The organism is Mycobacterium sp. SMC-15 (assembly GCF_045310925.1).
Taxonomy (GTDB): domain Bacteria; phylum Actinomycetota; class Actinomycetes; order Mycobacteriales; family Mycobacteriaceae; genus Mycobacterium.
The window spans coordinates 52,067-71,283 of the sequence record NZ_JBJIAJ010000015.1; the positions used below are offsets into that span (position 1 = coordinate 52,067).

Annotated in this window: 16 protein-coding genes; 5 read left to right on the forward strand and 11 right to left on the reverse strand. The window is 67.6% G+C overall.

The window, feature by feature from the left end; genetic code table 11:
- Positions 1 to 106 precede the first annotated feature (106 nt).
- Entirely contained in the window at positions 107 to 4,246 is a 4,140-nt protein-coding gene (locus tag ACJH71_RS19970; protein WP_406759716.1) for a molybdopterin-dependent oxidoreductase, read from the forward strand.
- Positions 4,247 to 4,254: 8 nt separating this feature from the next.
- Here the strand turns inward: ACJH71_RS19970 and ACJH71_RS19975 are convergent, their stop codons facing one another.
- Together ACJH71_RS19975 and ACJH71_RS19980 are read right to left on the reverse strand one after the other, a co-directional pair.
- Entirely contained in the window at positions 4,255 to 4,812 is a 558-nt protein-coding gene (locus tag ACJH71_RS19975) for a hypothetical protein (RefSeq protein WP_406759717.1), read from the reverse strand.
- Between the two features lie 23 nt (positions 4,813 to 4,835).
- Positions 4,836 to 5,924 (reverse strand): 2Fe-2S iron-sulfur cluster-binding protein, encoded by a 1,089-nt coding sequence (locus ACJH71_RS19980; protein ID WP_406759784.1) that lies wholly within the window; start codon positions 5,922 to 5,924, stop codon positions 4,836 to 4,838.
- A gap of 173 nt (positions 5,925 to 6,097) precedes the next feature.
- On the opposite strand from ACJH71_RS19980, the gene hsaA reads away from it, so the two are divergent.
- The 4 genes from hsaA (at position 6,098) to ACJH71_RS20000 (ending at position 9,377) form a co-directional block, all read left to right on the forward strand.
- Positions 6,098 to 7,288: a 3-hydroxy-9,10-secoandrosta-1,3,5(10)-triene-9,17-dione monooxygenase oxygenase subunit gene (gene hsaA, locus ACJH71_RS19985; protein WP_406759718.1), complete on the forward strand. Its 1,191-nt coding sequence runs from the start codon at positions 6,098 to 6,100 to the stop codon at positions 7,286 to 7,288.
- A gap of 50 nt (positions 7,289 to 7,338) precedes the next feature.
- Positions 7,339 to 8,238 carry an iron-dependent extradiol dioxygenase HsaC gene (gene hsaC, locus ACJH71_RS19990; protein ID WP_406759719.1) on the forward strand — a complete coding sequence of 300 codons (900 nt, stop codon included), beginning with the start codon at positions 7,339 to 7,341 and terminating at the stop codon, positions 8,236 to 8,238.
- 20 nt (positions 8,239 to 8,258) lie between these two features.
- Positions 8,259 to 8,810 carry a 3-hydroxy-9,10-secoandrosta-1,3,5(10)-triene-9,17-dione monooxygenase reductase subunit gene (gene hsaB / locus ACJH71_RS19995; protein WP_406759785.1) on the forward strand — a complete coding sequence of 184 codons (552 nt, stop codon included), beginning with the start codon at positions 8,259 to 8,261 and terminating at the stop codon, positions 8,808 to 8,810.
- Positions 8,811 to 8,906: 96 nt separating this feature from the next.
- Positions 8,907 to 9,377, forward strand: coding sequence for a hypothetical protein (locus ACJH71_RS20000; RefSeq protein ID WP_406759720.1), 471 nt, complete (start codon positions 8,907 to 8,909; stop codon positions 9,375 to 9,377).
- On the opposite strand, the gene ACJH71_RS20005 is transcribed toward ACJH71_RS20000, so the two are convergent.
- From ACJH71_RS20005 to fadD3, 9 genes are all read right to left on the reverse strand, one after another.
- Positions 9,372 to 10,646: a hypothetical protein gene (locus tag ACJH71_RS20005; RefSeq protein ID WP_406759721.1), complete on the reverse strand. Its 1,275-nt coding sequence runs from the start codon at positions 10,644 to 10,646 to the stop codon at positions 9,372 to 9,374. The genes ACJH71_RS20000 and ACJH71_RS20005 overlap by 6 nt on opposite strands.
- 9 nt (positions 10,647 to 10,655) lie before the next feature.
- Positions 10,656 to 10,988 (reverse strand): heme-binding protein, encoded by a 333-nt coding sequence (locus ACJH71_RS20010; RefSeq protein ID WP_406759722.1) that lies wholly within the window; start codon positions 10,986 to 10,988, stop codon positions 10,656 to 10,658.
- A gap of 165 nt (positions 10,989 to 11,153) precedes the next feature.
- Positions 11,154 to 12,329 carry a pyridoxal phosphate-dependent aminotransferase gene (locus ACJH71_RS20015; RefSeq protein WP_406759723.1) on the reverse strand — a complete coding sequence of 392 codons (1,176 nt, stop codon included), beginning with the start codon at positions 12,327 to 12,329 and terminating at the stop codon, positions 11,154 to 11,156.
- A gap of 5 nt (positions 12,330 to 12,334) precedes the next feature.
- Positions 12,335 to 13,504: an alpha/beta hydrolase family protein gene (locus tag ACJH71_RS20020; protein ID WP_406759724.1), complete on the reverse strand. Its 1,170-nt coding sequence runs from the start codon at positions 13,502 to 13,504 to the stop codon at positions 12,335 to 12,337.
- A 14-nt stretch (positions 13,505 to 13,518) separates the two neighbouring features.
- The gene (locus ACJH71_RS20025; protein ID WP_406759725.1) at positions 13,519 to 14,505 is read right to left on the reverse strand and encodes a linear amide C-N hydrolase; all 987 of its coding nucleotides are present in this window, start codon (positions 14,503 to 14,505) and stop codon (positions 13,519 to 13,521) included.
- Positions 14,506 to 14,525: 20 nt separating this feature from the next.
- Positions 14,526 to 15,473, reverse strand: a complete 948-nt coding sequence (locus tag ACJH71_RS20030; RefSeq protein WP_406759726.1) for an acyl-CoA dehydrogenase family protein — start codon at positions 15,471 to 15,473, stop codon at positions 14,526 to 14,528.
- Positions 15,474 to 16,439, reverse strand: coding sequence for an acyl-CoA dehydrogenase family protein (locus tag ACJH71_RS20035; RefSeq protein ID WP_406759727.1), 966 nt, complete (start codon positions 16,437 to 16,439; stop codon positions 15,474 to 15,476).
- On the reverse strand, positions 16,436 to 17,569 hold the full coding sequence (locus ACJH71_RS20040) for an acyl-CoA dehydrogenase family protein (protein ID WP_406759728.1): 1,134 nt from the start codon (positions 17,567 to 17,569) through the stop codon (positions 16,436 to 16,438). Before ACJH71_RS20040 ends, ACJH71_RS20035 begins: the two co-directional genes overlap by 4 nt.
- Positions 17,570 to 19,114, reverse strand: a complete 1,545-nt coding sequence (gene fadD3 / locus ACJH71_RS20045) for a 3-((3aS,4S,7aS)-7a-methyl-1,5-dioxo-octahydro-1H-inden-4-yl)propanoate--CoA ligase FadD3 (protein WP_406759729.1) — start codon at positions 19,112 to 19,114, stop codon at positions 17,570 to 17,572.
- Positions 19,115 to 19,217: the final 103 nt, after the last annotated feature.

A 19,217-nucleotide genomic window follows, 5' to 3' on the forward strand; every position in this document is an offset into this window, starting at 1 on the left:
AACTCTGCAGGAATATCGCAACGCGTGGTAATGGTCCTGAAATGATCTTGAAACCTGGGCGCGGCAGGGTGGCGGCAAGGCCCGCAACCGCAGGAGGTGAGCTTCCGTGCCCACGTCAGACGACTCCCCGCGCGCACCGGCCGTCTCCAGTCTCTGCGCCTACTGCGGGGTCGGCTGCGGCGTGGTGCTGCAGGTCGAAACCGATCCGGCCAGCGGGCGTCGCCGGGTGGCCAAATCCACCGGCGACCAATCCCACCCGACCAACTTCGGCCGACTGTGCACCAAGGGAGCCACGACCGCCGACCTGCTCGCCGCACCCGGCCGCATGGAATCGGCTTACCTGCGGCCCGAACGCGACGAGCCCGTCGAGCCGACCGACATCGACGCCGCCATCACCCACTGTGCCGGCCGGCTGCGGGCGATCATCGACCAGCACGGGCCCGATGCCGTAGCGCTTTACGTCTCCGGCCAGATGTCCACCGAGGCCCAATACCTGGCGAACAAGCTCGCCAAAGGCTTCATCGGCACCAATCAGATCGAGTCCAACTCGCGGCTGTGTATGGCCAGCGCGGGCAGCGGCTACAAGCAGTCACTCGGCGCCGACGGGCCGCCCGGCTCCTATCAGGACTTCGATCACGCCGACGTGTTCTTCGTGATCGGCGCGAATATGGCCGACTGCCACCCGATTCTGTTCCTGCGGATGATGGATCGCGTCAAGGCCGGCGCCAAGCTGATCGTCGTCGACCCGCGCCGCACTGCCACCGCGGAGAAGGCCGACCTGTTCTTGCAGATCGCGCCCGGAACCGATCTGGCGCTGCTCAACGGGCTGCTGCACCTGATCGTCGCGAATGGCCACACCGATGACGAATTCATCGCCGAGTACACGCAGGGCTGGGAGGTCATGCCCAGCTTCCTCGAACAGTTCACGCCGGAGGTGGTGGCCGAGCTCACCGGAATCCCCGAGGACGACATCCGCACCGCCGCGGAGTGGATCGGCGAGGCGGGCAACTGGATGAGCTGCTGGACGATGGGACTCAACCAGAGCACCCACGGAACCTGGAACACCAACGCCATCTGCAATCTGCACCTGGCCACCGGAGCCATCTGCAAGACCGGCAGCGGGCCGTTCTCCCTGACCGGTCAGCCCAATGCGATGGGCGGCCGGGAAATGGGTTACATGGGCCCGGGTCTACCGGGTCAGCGCAGCGTCGTCTGCGCCGACGATCGCGAATTCGTCGAGGACATCTGGGGTATCCCGCGCGGCTCGCTGCGCACCGAGGTGGGCGCCGGCACCATCGACATGTTCGCGCGGATGGCCGATGGCCAGATCAAGGCGTGCTGGATCATCTGCACCAATCCGGTTGCCACAGTGGCCAATCGCAAGACGGTGCTGGAAGGGCTGGAACGGGCTGAGCTGGTGATCGCCCAGGACGCGTTCGCCGACACCGAGACCAGCGCCTACGCCGATGTGCTGCTACCGGCGGCGTTGTGGAGCGAGTGCGACGGCGTGATGGTCAACTCCGAGCGTAATCTCACGCTCTTTCAGCAGGCGGTCGACCCGGTCGGGCAATCGTTGCCGGACTGGCAGATCATCGCCCGCGTCGCGGCAGAAATGGGTTACGCCAACGCGTTCGACTACTCGAGCGCCGAGGACGTGTTCGAAGAGATCAAACGATTCGCCAACCCCAAGACCGGCTACGACCTACGCGGAATCAGCTACGAGCGATTGCGTCAGAGCCCGATCCAGTGGCCCTGCCCGCCGGAGAGCGCGCAAGACCGCCACCCGATCCGCTACCTCAACGACGGGGTCAGTCAGACACTGGTGGTCCGCGAGGACGGCGGCGTGCCGCGGTTGGCGTTCGCGACCGAGTCCGGCCGAGCGGTCTTCTACCCCCGTCCGCACCTGCTGCCCGACGAGATGCCCGATGACGACTATCCCTTCCTGCTCAATACCGGACGGCTGCCGCATCAGTGGCACACCATGACCAAGACCGGAAAGGTCGCCAAACTCAACAAGCTCAACCCGGGCCCGTTCGTGGAGATCCACCCCGACGACGCCATCCGACTGGGCGCCGTCGAGGGCGATGCGGTGGAGATCGCCTCGCGCCGGGGCCGGGCCGTGCTCCCGGCGGTGGTCACCGATCGGGTGCGGCCGGGGAACTGTTTCGCTCCGTTCCACTGGAACGACGCGTTCGGTGAATACCTGTCGATCAACGCCGTCACCAATGACGCCGTCGACCCGACATCGCAACAGCCGGAGTACAAGGCGTGTGCGGTCACCTTGGCGAAGGTTCTGGTCGATTCGCCGCCCGAACCGGAAACGCCCGAGACGCCGAAGACCGGCCAAGTCAGCTTGGACCGGGTGGATACCCTCATCGAATTGTTCGGGCTCAGTGGGGAATCCGTGACCACGGTGCCCTCATTCGCTCCCATGGAGCGCATATATCTGAGTGGGTTGCTGACCGCGCTCCGCACCGAGGCCGGGCGCAGCGCCAGCGGTGTGCCGACGGTACCGGCCAACGCACCGCTGGAGCCGGCCACCCGAATGTGGGTAGACGGCCTGTTGGCCGGGTTGTTCTCCCGGTGCCCAACGCCGGCGGCGTCCCCACCCCAGGACATCGGGTCTCGGCCTGAGTCGATCGTGGTGTTGTGGGCCTCGCAGACCGGCAATGCCGAAGAGGTGGCCGCCCGTTGCGCGGCACACCTCGGCGAGGCCGGACTTCCGGTCGCGCTGCACACGATGAACGACTTCCCGGTGACCGACCTGTCCGCAACCCGACAGTTGATCCTGGTCTCCAGCACCACCGGCGACGGTGAGCCGCCCGACAACGGCGCTGTCCTTTGGGACGAGTTATCCGCCGAGGGCACACCGCAACTCACCGACACGCGCTACGCCGTGCTGGCGCTGGGCGACTCCAACTACGACGACTTCTGTGGTTACGGGCGCAAACTCGATACCCGGCTGGCAGAACTCGGCGCCACCCGCATGCTGGACCGTGTCGACTGCGAGCCCGACTACGACGACGCCGTGGACGAGTGGTTCAGTACGCTCCGCGGGGCGCTGGGCGCCGCGTCGGCACCGGCTGTGGCGGCTCCCGTCGCGGCCCGCTCGTCGCGGGTACCGGGGCGGTACAGCAGGAAGAACCCGCTGCTCACCAGGCTGATACGTAACACCGTGCTCAGCGGACCGGGTTCGACCAAAGAGGTGCGGCAGCTGGTGTTCGAGCTCCCGGACAAGTCTCTGAGCTATCAGGCCGGTGATGCGCTCGGGGTGTGGCCACGCAACTGCGCCGCACTGGTAGACGAATGGCTGACGGTGACCGGCCTCGATGGCGGGCACGTCGTCGAGGCCGCCGACTACGGATCGATGCCATTGCGACAAGCCCTGGTCGAGCGATTCGAGATCGCCCGTGTCACCGGTGAATTACTACGGTTCGTGGCGCAGCGCAGTCAAGACCGCGAGCTGGTCGAGTTGTTGCGGCCGGAGAACAAAGCCGTGCTGACGGACTGGATGTGGGGTCGCCAGTCGGTGGATGTGCTGGCCGCAACCCCGGTCCATGCCGCCGTCGACGACTGGCTTGCCGTGCTCAAACCGCTGACGCCGCGGATGTATTCGATTTCGTCGGCATGCGTGGACAATCCGGGCGAGGTGCACGTGACGGTCGGCGCAGTGCGTTATGAATGTCAGGGAATGCCGCGCGGCGGCGTGTGCTCGACGTATCTGGCTGATCGAAGCGACGACGCCGAGATCGGGATATTCGTACAGCCCACCAATCATTTCCGGCCGCCGGCGGATCCCAACGCTCCGATGATCATGATTGGGCCCGGGACCGGCGTCGCACCGTTCCGTGGTTTCCTGCAGCAGCGCCGTGCGCTCGGGCACCGAGGCCGGAACTGGTTGTTCTTCGGCGAACGCAATGCCGCCACCGATTTCTACTACCGCGACGAGCTGAACGACATGCACGCCAGCGGTTTCCTCACCGAACTCGATCTGGCGTTCTCCCGCGATCAGCCGGAGAAGGTCTACGTACAAGACCTGCTCCGCGCGCGCGGCGCCCAAGTATGGGCGTGGTTGCAGGACGGCGCACACCTCTACGTGTGCGGCGATGCCAGCCAGATGGCCAAGGAGGTCGACCGCGCGATCTGCGATATCGCCGCGCGCCATGGGCTGCTCGCCCGCGACGCCGCCAAGGCCCATGTGCGGGCGCTGTCGTCCGCCGGTCGCTACCAGCGCGACGTGTACTGAGTGCGCCTCTAAAAAACCGTCTGGGCGCAGGTGGACGGCGTGGTCAGGTTGACTCCGGCGTAGACCACCTGCACATGGGTGCACACGATCACGTTGGCGTCGGTCTTGGGCCGGCCGGTGGAGTATTCCAGGACATCGATGCTGCCGTTGGTCTGGTATTTCTCCGGCGGGCCCTCGCCGTAGTACATCGATTGGATCACCGCGCCGGTGCCGTCCTTGAACACCTTGGTTCCCGGGCCGCCGCGGTCCTTGAACCAGCCCTCACCGCCGTCGGTGTGCACGTCCAGGTAGGCGGTGCGCTTGGACGAGCGGATCTCGGTGCTTTGGCGAGCCCACAGGTCCGGCGGGAACCCGGCCATCCCCGCGGGCGTCTGCAGTTGCACCCCGACGGTGAATCGGCACAGCGGCGGTGCGCTGCAGTCGACCCAGCTGTGAGTCTGCAGCTGATCGGCGTCGTTCACCGGGAACAACGTGGTCTTGGTGTCACTGGCCGCCGACGCGATCGCGGACGGGATCAGCGCCGCCAACAGCGTCAAGGCCGCTGGGATCATCAGCAACCGCTTCATGTCGCACCAACCTAGACCGGACATCACTCGTCGTAGGTCACTTCCACCGAATCGGTCTCGGGATGGGCTTGGCAGGCCAGGATCAGCCCTTCGGCGAGGTCCTGGGGTTCGAGCACGTCGTTGATCTCCATGGAGACCTTGCCCTTCTTCAGCTCACAGGCGCACGCGCCGCAGTGGCCCTCCCGGCAGGAGAACGGGGCGTCGAGGCCCTTGTCGAGCAGCAGATCGAGCAGTTTGACGTGCCGGGGCCACGCGAACTCGTGCTTCTCGCCGTCCAGCTCGACGATGACGGTGGCCGGCGCCGCGGCCTGCTCGCCTTCGGGAGCTTCGGTGATCTTGACCGCGGCGAACGGGTCGCTGTCCAGCGACTTGAACACCTCCAGATGGACCTGATCGGCCGGGACGTTGCAGGCATCCAGGGCCTCGCGAGCGGCCGCCATGAAGGGGCCCGGACCGCAGATGAAGACCTGGCGATCGGTGTAGGGGGCGGCCAGCTGTGCCAGCGCCGCACGACTCGGCAGGCCCTGGACCGACTCCAGCCAGTGCAGGACCGTCAGCCGGTCGGGGTATTTGTCGACCAGCTCGCGCAGCGCGGCGCCGAAGATCACCGACCGCTCGTCGCGGTTGGCGTAGACCAGCACCACCTTGCCGCTGCCCTGCGACAGCGCCGATTTGCAGATCGCCATCATCGGGGTGATCCCGCTGCCGGCGGCCAGCAGCAGAAAGTCGGCGTCCAGTGACTTGGGCACGAAGGTTCCCGAGGGCGCCAGCACATGGACGCGCATCCCGGGCCGGGCGTTGTCGCACAGCCAGTTCGATGCGTAGCCGTCGACGGTCCGCTTGACGGTGACCGCCAGCGAGTCGTCGGTGAAGGGCGAGCTGCACAGCGAGTAGCAGCGGGCCACCGAGCCGGTCTGATCGCTGGGGATTCGCAGCGTCAGGAACTGGCCCGGCAAGTACTTCAAGCGCTGCTCAGGGATCTCCGGGTCGTCTGGCCCGTCCGGCACGCCGAATACCAGCGAACGCGCATCGTCGGTCTCGGTGACGACTTGCGTGATCTGCAGTTCCAGGACGTGACTGCCGAGTGGTTCGTCCGGAATGGTCTCCGTCACGGGCCGCCCTTCATCTTCGGTCATAACTAGAACAGGTTACAGAAAAGTGGTCCGGTATTGCTACCAGCTGCAGGAACACCCCGCTCGACACAAATCGGAACGTGTTCTAATCTCACTCTAGGCTGGTTGGAAAACACCGCCGATGAACCTGTTCACTTCTGGGAGGCAATCTAGTGACGTCCATTCAACAGCGTGACGCGCAGTCGGTGTTGGCCGCCATCGACGACCTTCTGCCGCAGTTGCGTGAGCGCGCCCAGGAGACCGAAGACCTGCGCAAGCTGCCCGACGCCAACGTCAAGGCGCTCGAGGACGCCGGTTTCTTCCGGCTGCTGCAGCCCGAGCAGTGGGGCGGCCTGCAGTGCGACCCGACCCTCTTCTACGAGGCGGTACGCCGGCTGGCCAGTGCCTGCGGCTCCACCGGTTGGGTCGCCGGAATCATCGGCGTGCACAACTGGCACCTGGCGCTGTTCGACCAGCAGGCCCAGGAAGACGTCTGGGGCGAGGACACAGGCGTCCGGATCTCCTCGTCGTATGCGCCGATGGGCGCCGGTGTGGTCACCGAGACCGCCGACGGCTACATCGTCAACGGCTCGTGGAACTGGTCGTCGGGCTGTGACCACGCCACCTGGGCATTCCTGGGCGGCCCGGTGATCAAGGACGGCAAGCCGGTCGACTTCGGCAGCTTCCTGATCCCGATCTCCGACTACCGCATCGACGACGTGTGGCACGTGGTCGGTCTGCGCGGCACCGGCAGCAACACCGTCGTGGTCAAGGACGCGTTCGTGCCGCGGCACCGCTTCCTGTCCTACCGGGCCATGAACGACGGCACCGCCGGCGGCTACCAGACCAACACCGCGCCGGTCTACAAGATGCCGTGGGGCACCATCCACCCGACCACCATCTCGACGCCGATCATGGGCATGGCCTTCGGCGCCTACGACGCTCACGTCGAGCACCAGGGCAAGCGGGTGCGCGCGGCGTTCGCCGGCGAGAAGGCCAAGGACGACCCGTTCGCCAAGGTCCGGATCGCCGAGGCCGCCAGTGACATCGACGCCGGCTGGCGTCAGCTGATCGGCAACGTCGGCGACGAGTACGCGCTGCTGTCCGCCGGCCAGGAGATCCCGTTCGAGCTGCGGGCCCGGGCCCGGCGCGATCAGGTCCGTGCCACCGGCCGGGCCATCGCCTCCATCGACCGGCTGTTCGAGGCGGCCGGCGCCACCGCGCTGTCCAACGACGCTCCGGTGCAGCGGTTCTGGCGCGACGCGCATGCGGGTCGGGTGCACGCGGCCAATGACCCCGAGCGCGCATACATGATCTTCGGTAACCACGAGTTCGGGTTGCCGCCCGGCGACACCATGGTCTGATCGAACTGGACCTGGCTGGGACATAGAAGAGCTTGCTGGAGGTATCACCGATGAGTATCCGTTCGCTGGGCTACCTGCGGATCCAGGCCACCGACATGGCGGCCTGGCGGGACTTCGGACTGAAGGTCCTCGGCATGGTCGAGGGATCCGGTACCACCGACGGTGCGCTGTACCTGCGGATGGACGAGTTCCCCGCCCGCCTGGTGATCGTGCCGGGGGACACCGACCGGCTGCTGGTATCGGGGTGGGAATGCGCCAACGCCGCAGGGCTGGCCGAGATTCGGCAGCGCCTGGACGCCGAGGGCACGCCCTACAAGGAAGCCACCGCCGCGGAGCTGGCCGAGCGCAGCGTCCAGGAGATGATCGCGTTCGACGACCCGTCGGGCAATCACCTGGAGGTCTTCCACGGGGTGGCGCTGCAGCACCGCCGCGTGGTCAGCCCCTACGGGCACCGGTTCGTCACCGAAGAACAGGGCCTGGGCCACGTGGTGCTGTCGACCAAGGACGACGCCGAGGCGCTGCACTTCTACCGCGACGTGCTCGGATTCCGGCTGCGTGACTCGATGCGGCTGCCCCCGCAGATGGTCGGGCGCCCCGCTGACGGCGACCCGGCCTGGCTGCGGTTCTTCGGCTGCAACCCGCGTCACCACAGCCTGGCCTTCCTGCCGATGCCGACTCCGACCGGAATCGTGCACCTGATGGTCGAAGTGGAGAGCGCCGACGACGTCGGGCTCGCCCTGGACCGCGCCTACCGCCGCAAGGTGCCGATGGCCGCCACCCTGGGACGGCACGTCAACGACAAGATGCTGTCGTTCTACATGAAGGCGCCCAGCGGTTTTCAGATCGAGTTCGGCTGCGAAGGCCTCGAGGTCGACGACGATGACTGGGTGGCTCGGGAGAGCACCGCGGTCAGCCTCTGGGGGCATGACTTCACTGTGGGTATGCAGTAGCAGTGACTGACGACCTCTCGATCGACCCGCGTGCGTTCCGCAACGTACTGGGCCAGTTCTGCACGGGCATCACCATCATCACCACGGTGGATGACGAGGTGCCGGTCGGTTTCGCCTGCCAGTCGTTCGCCGCGCTGTCGCTGGACCCGCCGCTGGTGCTGTTCTGCCCGACCAAGCAGTCGCGGTCCTGGCTGGCCATCGAGTCCAGCGGAAAGTTCTGCGTCAACATCCTGGCCGAGGAGCAGAAGGACGTCTGCGCCCGCTTCGGCTCCCGCGAACCGGACAAATTCGCCGGCGTGGACTGGAGCCCGTCCCCGTTGGGGTCGCCGATCCTGGCCGGATCGCTGGCCCACATCGACTGCACGGTGGCGTCGGTGCACGACGGTGGCGACCACTTCGTGGTGTTCGGCGCGGTGCAGTCGCTGTCGGATATCCCGGAGGTGAAGCCGCGGCCGCTGCTGTTCTACCGCGGCGACTACACCGGCATCGAGCCGGACAAGACCACTCCGGCGCACTGGCGCGACGACCTGGAGGCGTTCCTCACCGCCACCACCGACGACACCTGGCTGTAATTCCTCGCCACGAGTGTGAATCCGGCGACGACGACGCGGCGTGTCGCGTCGTGAGATTCACACTCGCGGGGCGCGCTGGTGCCTACCATGCACCGGGTGAAGCGACTTGGCTGGTCGGCGGTGGCGACTCTCGCCTACGCCGCGGTGATGCTGGTGCTGGAGCGCGGGATGCGCAAGACGGGTGGCCCCGGCATCATTCCGTTTGAGCTGGCCGGCAATGCCGAGCGAGTCCAGGAGATCCTGACCGCCTGGGGATCCGAGGGCCGTCGGTGGGCGCGCTGGTCGCTGTGGCTCGACTTCGGCTACATGCTCACCTACGGAACCTTGGCACTGTTGCTCATCGAGCGGGCCCGCAGTCGCCATGGTCATCCGATCGCACTGCGGCTGTTGCCGATCGGCGCGGTGGCCGGCGATGCGATCGAGGGGGTGGCATTGCTCAAAGCCCTCGACGGCGTCGGCGTCGACACCAACGCCCGGCTTGCCCGTAGCGCGGCACTGGCCAAGTTCGCGTTGTTGGCGGTGGGGCTGGTCTACACCGTCATCGGGGGAGCACGCCGGCGGTCATGAGCCGTGCCAGCATCGCTGGTGCTCGGCGTGGGTGCGCAGATACGCACCGGGGGAGTAGAACTCGTCGTAGAAATCGGTGTCCAGATGCTGGGCCTGCAGGTACATCAGCACGTGCACGGTCGGGACGGTGCCCGGCAGTTTGCCGAAGGTGTCGTAAATGTAGGACGCCTCGCAGGTGACCAGTTCGGCGATGCCGTCCGGTGGCAGTGCCGAACCGCGCACGGCCCGACTGTCCGACCACGGACCCGGGGTTTCGGGGTGCGACGGCCCGCCCGGTCCGAACTTGCGGACCATCAGCTTGCGCACACCCTCGGCGACCGAGGTGACATGCGGGGGACTGAGCGTCTCGAAGTAGCCGGGTAAGCCGGTGACATTCGGGAACGGCCAGCGCGGATCGGTGTCGGCGACGAATCCCAGTCCGGGTGCACGCGGGTCACCGGAGCCGCCCAGGACCGACAACCGGTCCAGGCCGTCGAAGATCCAGCCGCCCAAGCCCATCGCCTGCAGGCCCAGCGCCCCGTTGTGGGCCGCGATGGACAACTCGGCACTGGCCTCGGTCAGGGTGTACTGCTCTACGAACGACAGCGGTATCGGGTCGGCGGCATGCGCCAGACCGGAAAACGCTTGCACGCCTGGGATGTTGCGGCCAGTGATGTCATCGGTGATCGGATAACCGTTGGCCGCGAAGAACCACAGATTCTCCAGCAGGTGTTCGGCCAGGTCAGCCACGTTGAATGCCAGCAGACTGCCCGGGTGGTTGCCGATCCAGGTGTTGTGGCCCTCCATGTAGGGCTCTTCGGCGGGCAGTTCCAGGCGAGAATCCGAGAGCCGCACATACGAATCGGCGGTGTGGCCGATCCACTCCTCGATGGTGTCGAACTCCCGTGGCGCCTGGTCGCGTGTGGGCAGCAGGTAGCAGCCGGTGTCGTCGGTGAAGAACAGCTGGCTGGTGTGAAAACCCGCCGCCGACGGGATGGCCCGCCCGGTGGCGCTGCCGGGGTAGTTCGGCAGCGCCGGGGCGTACCCGGGATGGTGCGCGATGCCGTCGTGCCATCCGGTGGTGCCGGCCATCAGCGACAGCAGCAGCGCCCGTTCGACCTCCGACAACGGCTGTACCGGACGGCGGCTGGTGTAGGCCAGCGCACCGGCGGGAATGGCGCCGCCCACGGGGAACCGCCGCGACCGGCGTCCGGTGATTGCGGCGAAAAGCCCGAAACCGGCCGCCTGCGCCAGCGCGGCCCGTTCGTGGTCATTGATCGCCAGGGCCATGGCCCGGACCTACTTGCTGACGGTCTCCAGCAGCATGGCCAGCTGGGTCGGGGAGACCGCGATCCCGCACTGGCTCTTGAGGTCGGTGAGCGGCTGGGCGATGCCCTGCAGGGTTGCCAGCTGGTCGAGGTGGCCGATGAAGTAGCCCTGCACCGAGGACTTGGCCTGATCCGCCGGCATGGTGGCTGCGGCGGTCAGCACGTCGTTGGTCTCCGGGTGGTCGTTGAGGAATCCACCGGCCTGGCCCAAGACGCCGCTGGCAGTGGTGGACAGCCCGGCAGCCGTGCAGGCACCGGGTGCGGCATCGGCCGGGTTGCTGGTCGTCAGCGTGGATGCGGCCACCGCCCCGAGGATGCCGACGGCTGCGGCGCCGAGCGCCAGGCGGTTCAGCGAGCCTCGACGGAGCAGAGGCGAAGCTGGGACCGCCGCGAGAGCAGGGCCAGAAGTCGTGGTGATGCGCATAGCAGTGGTCCCTTCGATCAGGTATTTCCAGCTCGGAAGGTAAACCTACCGGAGCGGCAGCCAACCGCGGAGCCGGCGCAGGGCTTCGTCGATGTCGGCGGTGGGGCCGGCGAACGACAGACGGACGAAGGTGTTGCCGCGCTCGGTGTCGAAGTCGACTCCCGGCGTCAGCGCAAGACCGGTGTCGGCCAGCAGGCGGGCGCAGAACCCCAGTGAATGGTCGGTGTGCTCTGCGAGGTCGGCATAGACGTAGAACGCCCCGTCGGTGGGCGCCAACTTCTCGATGCCCATGCTCCGCAGGCCGCCCAGCAGCAGCTCCCGGTTGGCGGCATAGTGCCGCAGGTGGCCATCGGATTCGGCGATGGATTCCGGGGTGAACGCGGCGACCGCCGCGTACTGGGCCAGTACCGGGGGGCAGATGGTGAAGTTGCCGGTCAGACAGTCCACCGCCCGGCGCAATGCCGGCGGCACCAGCAGCCAGCCCAATCGCCAGCCGGTCATCGCAAAGTACTTCGAGAAGCTGTTGGCCACCACCGCGTTTCGGGAGGTCTCCCACGCACAGCTGGTCTGCGGAGCGCCCTCGTAGACCAGGCCGTGGTACACCTCATCGCTGATCAGTCGCACCCCGGCTGCGTCGCACCAGGCGGCGATCGCGGCCAGCTCCGCCGGTTCCATGACGGTCCCGGTCGGATTGGCCGGGCTGGCGACGATCACCCCGGCCAACGGCCCTTCGATCTCGGCGAGCATGGCTGCGGTGGGCTGGAAGCGGGTCTCGGGCCCGCAGGGGATCTCGACCACCTCGCAGCCCAGCGCGGTCAGGATGTTGCGGTAGCAGGGATAGCCGGGGCTGGCGATCGCCACCCGGTCGCCGGCGTCGAAACAGGCCAGAAATGCCAGCAGGAATCCGCCCGACGAGCCGGTGGTCACCACCACGTCGTCGGGGTCGACGTCCAGGCCGTAGCGGTCGGCGTACGAGCCGGCGATGGCCGAGCGCAGCTCCGGGATGCCCAGTGCGACGGTGTAGCCCATTTCGTTGGCCTGCAGGGCCGCCGCGGCGGCAGCGCGCACCGGCTCGGGTGCGCCCACGCTGGGCTGGCCGGCCGACAGGTTCACCAGATCGCCATGGCTGCGCTGGCGTTCGGCGGCGGCCAGCCAGACGTCCATCACGTGGAACGGTGGAATGCCGGCGCGCAGCGCCGTGCGGTCGAGCTGGTTGGTCATGCGATTCACCCTGTCATCAGTTGCTGGAGGAACCGGGTGGAGTCCGGCATCGAGGCGAGCACCGTGCCCGAATGGTCCTGGTCGGGATAGATGTGCAGCTCGACATTCTGGTGGTTGTCGATCAGCTGCTGGTACAGCGTCTGACTGGACCGGGGCGGCACGTCGGTGTCGCGCAGGCCGTGTCCGAGAAAGATCGGCCGGTCATACCCGTCGGTCGGGGTGCCCATGAAGCGATCGAGCGCGGCGCCGATACCGTCCAGCGAACTCACCGGTGCGCTGAACAGCTCGTTCAGCGTCGTTCCCGACACCTGTTGATCCAGCTCCGGTTTGCACACCGTTTCCGCCCGGTCTGCCAGCTCGTGCCCGCGCGGAGTCAGCACACTGTCGATGGGAATCTCGGGATGCGCTTCGCGCAGGGCAGCCACAATGTACGAGGTGTAGCTGATCGCCGCCGGCGGCACCGACTGCGGCGGCAGATCGGGGCCGGCCTCCATGACCAGCCGTTCGATGTTGGCCGGGGTCCCGGTGGCCACCACGCCGCGATAGTCCAGGCCGGTGCCGGCGGTGAGCCGGGCGGCCCACCAGGCGCTGTTGATCGCCGCACCGCCGCCCTGGGACTGCCCGACGATCGCCCACTTGGGGGACAGCGGCAGGTCCAGCTGGTGGACGGCTCGCACGGAGTCGATCACCGAGTGCGCTTCGGTGGCACTGTTGAGATAGCTCATCAGGCCTGGAGTACCGAGCCCGACGTAATCGGTGCCGACCACCACATAGCCCTGGTCGAGCCAGTGCGACAGGTATTGGTTGTCGCGGGGGCTGCGTGGCCGGGCCGACGGGGTGCAGTCGTCGCCGAGACCGACGGTGCCGTGCGCCCACGCGATCACCGGCCATCCCCCCGCCGGGGCCGCGCCGCGCGGCACGAAGACCGCTGCGGTGCTCACCGCGGGTCGATCGTGCTGGTCGGGCGTGGCGTACAGGATCCGGAATGCTTGGGCGGCGCCGGTCACTGACAGTGCCGGGTCCAGTGGTGCCGAGGTGATCAGCTCCCCGTCGGCGGGAATGGCACCGGCGTAGGCGCGCGCATCCAGTCCCGACCACTGCGGCCCCGGCTCAGCCGTGGCCGATGCGGCCAGCACCAGGGCGGCCAGCCCGACCGACAGCGAGGCGGTGGCCACGCGACGAAGTGTGCTCACGTGTTCAGGGCCAAGAAGGTGAATGGTTCGGCGACTTCGAAGTTCGCCGATGTCTCACCGGCGAAGATATTGCTGTCGTCGGAGCCGAGGTCGAGTTTGCGCACCGCGGCGCCGTCGGCGAAGTCGAGCTTGGCCAGGTCCACCCAGAACACGTTGGGCGTCAGCGCCGACTCGAAGCAGTACAGCTTGCGGGTGTGGTGGGCGACGGTGCGCCAGCGGGTCGAGGAGATATTCGGCTCGCCCGGTGTGGAGATGCCGAACGGCACCGACACGTTGCGCACCACGCTGAGCACCGAGGCGAGCGCGATCTTCATGTCGTCGGCCTTCGGAATCGCGTTGACGTAGAACGAAGCCCGCGCGAACCGGTCCGCGGCTCGATTGGTGCCCGGCAGCATGACGGTGCCGCCAAGCTGTTCCCAATAGGCGTTCACGGCGAGCTGCTGGTCGAAGATCGGCGAGTTCGTCATCACCTGGTACTGGCGCCCGTGGTGGATCACCTGCTTGCCGTCAACGTATTCCACGATCGCACTGTCACCGGTGGCGTCCGACAGTGACAGGTGCAGAGTGGCCAGCCGGTCCTCGCCGGGTACGCCGTCGGTGACCACCTGGAACGCTTCGGTGCTCAGCGCTGCGACCGCTTCGGCGACCGTGGCGAAGTTGTCCAGGGCGTACTGCGCCCAGACCGAGATGCACAGGCCGGGCCGGCTGCCGTCGTATTGCGGATACACCGATTCGGCCAGCCAGAGCAGGTTGGCGGACAACCCGGCTTCGTTCAAACCGTCGGTGGTGCAGATGTCGTAGCCGGTGGCCACCACACTGCCGTACTTCGCGGTCCACGTGGCGGAGTTCGCCCCGGCCCGGCCGTCGCGCTTGATGCCTCGCGGCAACGACCACAGATTGGTCGCCAGATCCAGCTTCCAGTCCATGGACCGCCCGGTGATGATGTTGCCGTTCGGGCCGAGATAAACCAGTCGGGTGCACATGCGGCTACCGTACGGGGCTGCTACAGCACCTCGGCCTGCAACCGGAGAAGATGTTGTGCCGGCAGGCCGAACAACTGTGAACTGCCGTGCGCGCGTTTGAAGTACAGCTGGATGTCGCTTTCCCAGGTGATCGCGATACCGCCGTGCAGCTGCACGGCCTCGCCGGCCACCTTGGAGAATGCCTCGCTGGCGACCACGCGCGCCAGCGCGGCCGAGGTCGCCGATGGCTCGGCGATCGCGTCGTCGACGACGGCGCGGGCGGCCGACACGGCTACGTACAGGTCGGCCATCCGGTGCTTGAGCGCCTGGAAGCTGCCGATCGGCCGGCCGAACTGCACCCGGCTCTTCGTGTACTCCACGGTGAGCTCCAGGCAGCGGGTCGCGGCGCCGATCTGCTCGGCCGCCAGCAGGATCGCCGCGTAGTCCGCGATGCCCGGGTCGTCACCGATGGTTGCGGTCGCGGTGGGGGTGATCCGGCCCAGGCGCCGGGTGGGGTCCATGGTGGCCACCGGCTCGGTGCTGAATTCGGTCCAGCGCTGCAGTTGCCCGTCTTGGGCGCCCACGACGACATCCGCGATATCACCGTTGGCGGCGTAGTCGTCACCGAAGACGACCGCTCCGATCGCGCCGCCCTCCGCCAGCTGTTCCAGCGTTTCGGCGTCGGGCTCGGGGGCGGCCAGCAGTGCCAGCTCGGCCAGGATGGTGCCCAGCAGCGGGGTGGGCACCAGGGCCTTGCCCAGCTCCTCGAGAACGACTGCGGCATCACCCAGTTCGCCGCCGGCGCCGCCGAGCTCCTCGGGCACCACCAGGGCGGCGGCGCCGACCTGCTCGCACAGCAGCTGCCACAGGGATTCGTCGTAGCCGCGCTCGGACTCCATCGCCACGCGCACGGCTTCGGGTGTGGCGTGCTTGTCGACCAGTGCGGCCACGGTCTGGCGCAGCAGGTCGCGTTCGTCGTTACGGGCCACTTAGATCGCCTCCAACACTCGACGCCGGTGCGCGGTCGGATCTCCCCACGCGGGACGCAGGGCCTGCACCCTCAGTAGCCACAGCGACAGGTCGCACTCGCTGGTGAAGCCGATGGCTCCGTGGGTCTGCAGCGCCGAATGCGCGGCCAGCAGGGCGGCGTCGGATGCGGCCACCTTGGCGGCGCTGACGTCGCGGGCAGTATCGGAAGAGTTGTCGGCGAACGAAAGCGCTGCCCCGTACACCAGCGGGCGGGCCAGCTCGAGCGCGATGTGCACGTCGGCCAGCTTGTGCTTGATGGCTTGGTAGCCGCCGATCACGCGGCCGAACTGGGTGCGCTGCTTGGCGTAGTCGACGGCGGTGTTCAGCATCGCCTGCCCGGCGCCGATCAGCTGCGCGGCGGTGGCCAGGGCGCCCATCTCGTAGGCGCGGGCGGTGTCGGTGTCCCAGGCCGCTCCGTTGGCGGTGACATCGAAAAGCGCCCGGCTGGGGTCCACCGAGGCGTGACGGGTACCGGCCTGGGCGATCGACGCCGTCCCGTTCTCGGCCAGCAGAACAAGGTCGGCGATCTGTGCATCCAGGGCCCGCGGGGTGCGCGGCGGCAGTGCCGCAGTCGCGATCAGCTCACCGGCGGCGAGGCCGGCCAGCTGCGTGCCGGCATCGGGCGAGCCGGCCAGCAGGATTGGCGCCACCGCAATGGACTCCACCACCGGGCCGGGCACGCACCAGCGGCCGAGCGCCTCGATGGCCAGCACCACGTCGACGGGATGGGCGCCGATGCCGTCGAACTCCTCCGGCACCGCCAGCGCAGTCACGCCCAGCTCGGCCAGCTGATTCCACACCTGACGACCCCGCTCGGCGTCGCCCTGCGACCAGGCGCGCACCGCGCCGGGCACGTCGGCGGCACCCAGGGCCGCGTCGATGCTGGCCGCAAAGTCGCGCTGCTCTTGGTCTAGATCGAATTTCATTTCTTCTCCCGGGGCAGGCCCAGCAGCCGCTCGGCGATGATATTGCGCTGAATCTCGTTGGTGCCGGCGTAGATCGGGCCGCCGAGCGAGAACAGGTAGCCGTGGGTCCAGGCGTCGGCGAGTTCGCCGTCGGCGCCGCGGATGTCCAGGCCGGTCTGGTGTAGGGCAACGTCGAGGTCGGACCAGAACACCTTGGTCACCGAGGACTCCGCGCCCAGTTCGCCGCCGGCAGCCAGCCGGGTCACGGTGCCGAACGTCTGCAACCGGTAGGCCTGCGCGTTGATCCAGGCGTCGGCGACGCGGTCGGTGAACACCGGATCGCTGCCGTGCTGCTTCCACATGGCCGCCAGCTTCTCGGCGCCCACCACGAATCGGGCCGGGCTGCGCAGGCTCATGCCGCGCTCGTTGCTCGACGTACTCATCGCGGCGCGCCAGCCTTCGTTGGGCACACCGATCACGTCGTTGTCCGGCACGAAGACATCGTCGAGGAAGATTTCGCCGAAGCCGGTCTCACCGCCGAGCTGTTCGATGGCACGCACGGTGATCCCGTCGGCCTTGAGGTCGAACATGAAGTAGGTCAGGCCGTGGTGGCGCTGGGCCTCGGGGTCGGAGCGGAACAGCCCGAAGCCGCGCTCACCGAACGGGGCGCGTGAGCTCCAGATCTTCTGCCCGTTGAGCTTCCAGCCACCGTCGACCTTGGTGGCCGTCGAACGCAGCGAAGCCAGGTCACTGCCGGACTCCGGCTCCGACCACGCCTGCGCCCAGATCTCTTCGCCGCTGGCCATCTTCGGCAACACCCGGTCCAGCTGCTCTTGCGTGCCGTGCGCGAACAGCGTCGGCGCCAGCATCGAGGTGCCGTTGGCGCTGGCCCGGCCGGGCGCACCGGAGCGGAAGTACTCCTCCTCGTACACCACCCACTGCAGCATGCTGGCGTCGCGCCCGCCGTACTTCTTCGGCCAGGCGATCACCGACAGGCCGGCGTCGAAGAGCACCTTGTCCCAGCGACGGTGCTGCTCGAAACCCTCGGCGGTGTCATAGGACTCAGTCGGGAACTTGTCGGAGTTCGCGGCCAGGAAGTCGCGGACCTCCAAACGGAACTCCTCGACCTCTGCATCAATATTCAGGTCCATCTAGGCCCACTCTCTCAATTCATGCTTGACCACCTTGCCGCCGGGATTGCGCGGTAGGGAGTCGGTGAAGGTCACCGATCGCGGTGCCTTGAAGTTCGCCAAATGTTCACGGGCGTAAGCGATCACCGCTTGCTCGTCCAGAGTCGACCCGGCCCGGCGCACGATGAAGGCGCGGCCCACTTCGCCCATCCGTTCATCGGGCACGCCGATCACCGCCACGTCGGCCACGCCGTCGAGGCGGGCCAGGACCTGCTCGATCTCGGCCGGATAGACATTGAAGCCGCCGGAGATGTACATGTCCTTGAGCCGGTCGGTGATTCGCAGGTTCCCGGCGGCGTCCACGGTCCCGATGTCGCCGGTGTGCAGCCAGCCTTGCTCGTCGATCGCCGCGGCGGTGGCCTCCGGATCATCGAGATAGCCGATCATGATGTTGGCGCTGCGCAGCAGTACTTCGCCGGAATCCGAAGCGCCGCCGGTGCTTTCCAGCCGCAGCTCGAAGTCGCCGATCGGACGCCCGCAGGTGGTGGCGACGGTGACGGCGTCGTCATCGGCGCGGCACATGGTGCCGAACCCGCCGGATTCGGTCAGCCCGTAAGCGGTGAGCACGATGTCGATGTCCAGTTCGGTCTGCATCCGCTCGATCAGCACCACCGGGACGGTGGCCGCTCCGGTGACCGCGAACCGCAGCGAGCTCAGATCGTGTTGGTCACGCTCGGGGTGATCCAGCAGGGTCTGGTAGATGGTGGGCGGTCCGGGCAGCACGGTGATCCGGTGGGATTCGATTGCGCGCAACGCGCCGGCCGGGTCGAAGGTGAGCTGCGGGATCAGCGTGGCCCCGGTCTGCAGGCAGGCCAGGATGCCGGCCTTGTAGCCGAAGTTGTGAAAGAACGGATTGATGCACAGGTAGCGGTCCTGCTCGGTCATCTGGCCGCACTGGGCCCAAGCCGCCGGGCCGGCCAGCGACTGGCGGTGTGCGCAGAGCACGCCTTTGCTGCGGCCGGTGGTCCCGGAGGTGAACAGGATGTCGGAGAGATCGTCAGGTCCGACGGCGGCGGCACGGGCGTCGACGTCGGCGGCCGGCACCGCGGCCCCGGCGGCGATGAACTCGTCCCAGGTTCCGTCGGCGACATCCACCGGAATCCGGATGACGTGCTGCAGATCGGGCAGTTGGTCCCGGTCCAGTTCGGTGAGCCGGTCGGTCTTGAGGAAGCGGCCCATGCCGACCAGCACCTTGGCCTGGCTGCGGGACAGGATGTCGGCGGCCTCTGGCGCGGTGTAGCGGGTGTTCAAAGGCACCAGCACCCCGCCGGCGTAATGGGTGCCCAGGCAGGTGATCACCCAATGCCAGGTGTTGGGCGACCACAGCGCAACCCGGTCGCCGGGCTCCACGCCCAGGGCGATCAGGGCCGCGGCGGCCCGTCGCACTTCATCGCGCAGGCCGGCGTAGGTGAAGCGTTTGTCCTCGGTGACCAGGGCGTCATGGTCGGGAAGCGCACGCGCGATGTGGTCCAGGGCCGCAGGTGTGGTCTGCGGTTCTGTACTCATAGGCGCTGCTCCTCCCCGTCGCTGAACTCTGCATCGCCGTCAGCGCGGGCTCCCGGGGCTCGACGGCTCGTAGCCGAGCAAGTGCTTGGTAGGTTAGCCTACA

Bases quoted from the DNA above. Each gene is read 5' to 3' on its own strand.
- fadD3 (WP_406759729.1), bottom strand. From the start codon at position 19,114: ATGAGTACAGAACCGCAGACCACACCTGCGGCCCTGGACCACATCGCG.
- ACJH71_RS19975 (WP_406759717.1), bottom strand. From the start codon at position 4,812: ATGAAGCGGTTGCTGATGATCCCAGCGGCCTTGACGCTGTTGGCGGCG.
- ACJH71_RS20025 (WP_406759725.1), bottom strand. From the start codon at position 14,505: ATGTGCACCCGACTGGTTTATCTCGGCCCGAACGGCAACATCATCACC.
- ACJH71_RS20015 (WP_406759723.1), bottom strand. From the start codon at position 12,329: ATGACCAACCAGCTCGACCGCACGGCGCTGCGCGCCGGCATTCCACCG.
- ACJH71_RS20035 (WP_406759727.1), bottom strand. From the start codon at position 16,439: ATGAAATTCGATCTAGACCAAGAGCAGCGCGACTTTGCGGCCAGCATC.
- ACJH71_RS20005 (WP_406759721.1), bottom strand. From the start codon at position 10,646: ATGGCCCTGGCGATCAATGACCACGAACGGGCCGCGCTGGCGCAGGCG.
- hsaC (WP_406759719.1), top strand. From the start codon at position 7,339: ATGAGTATCCGTTCGCTGGGCTACCTGCGGATCCAGGCCACCGACATG.
- ACJH71_RS20040 (WP_406759728.1), bottom strand. From the start codon at position 17,569: ATGGACCTGAATATTGATGCAGAGGTCGAGGAGTTCCGTTTGGAGGTC.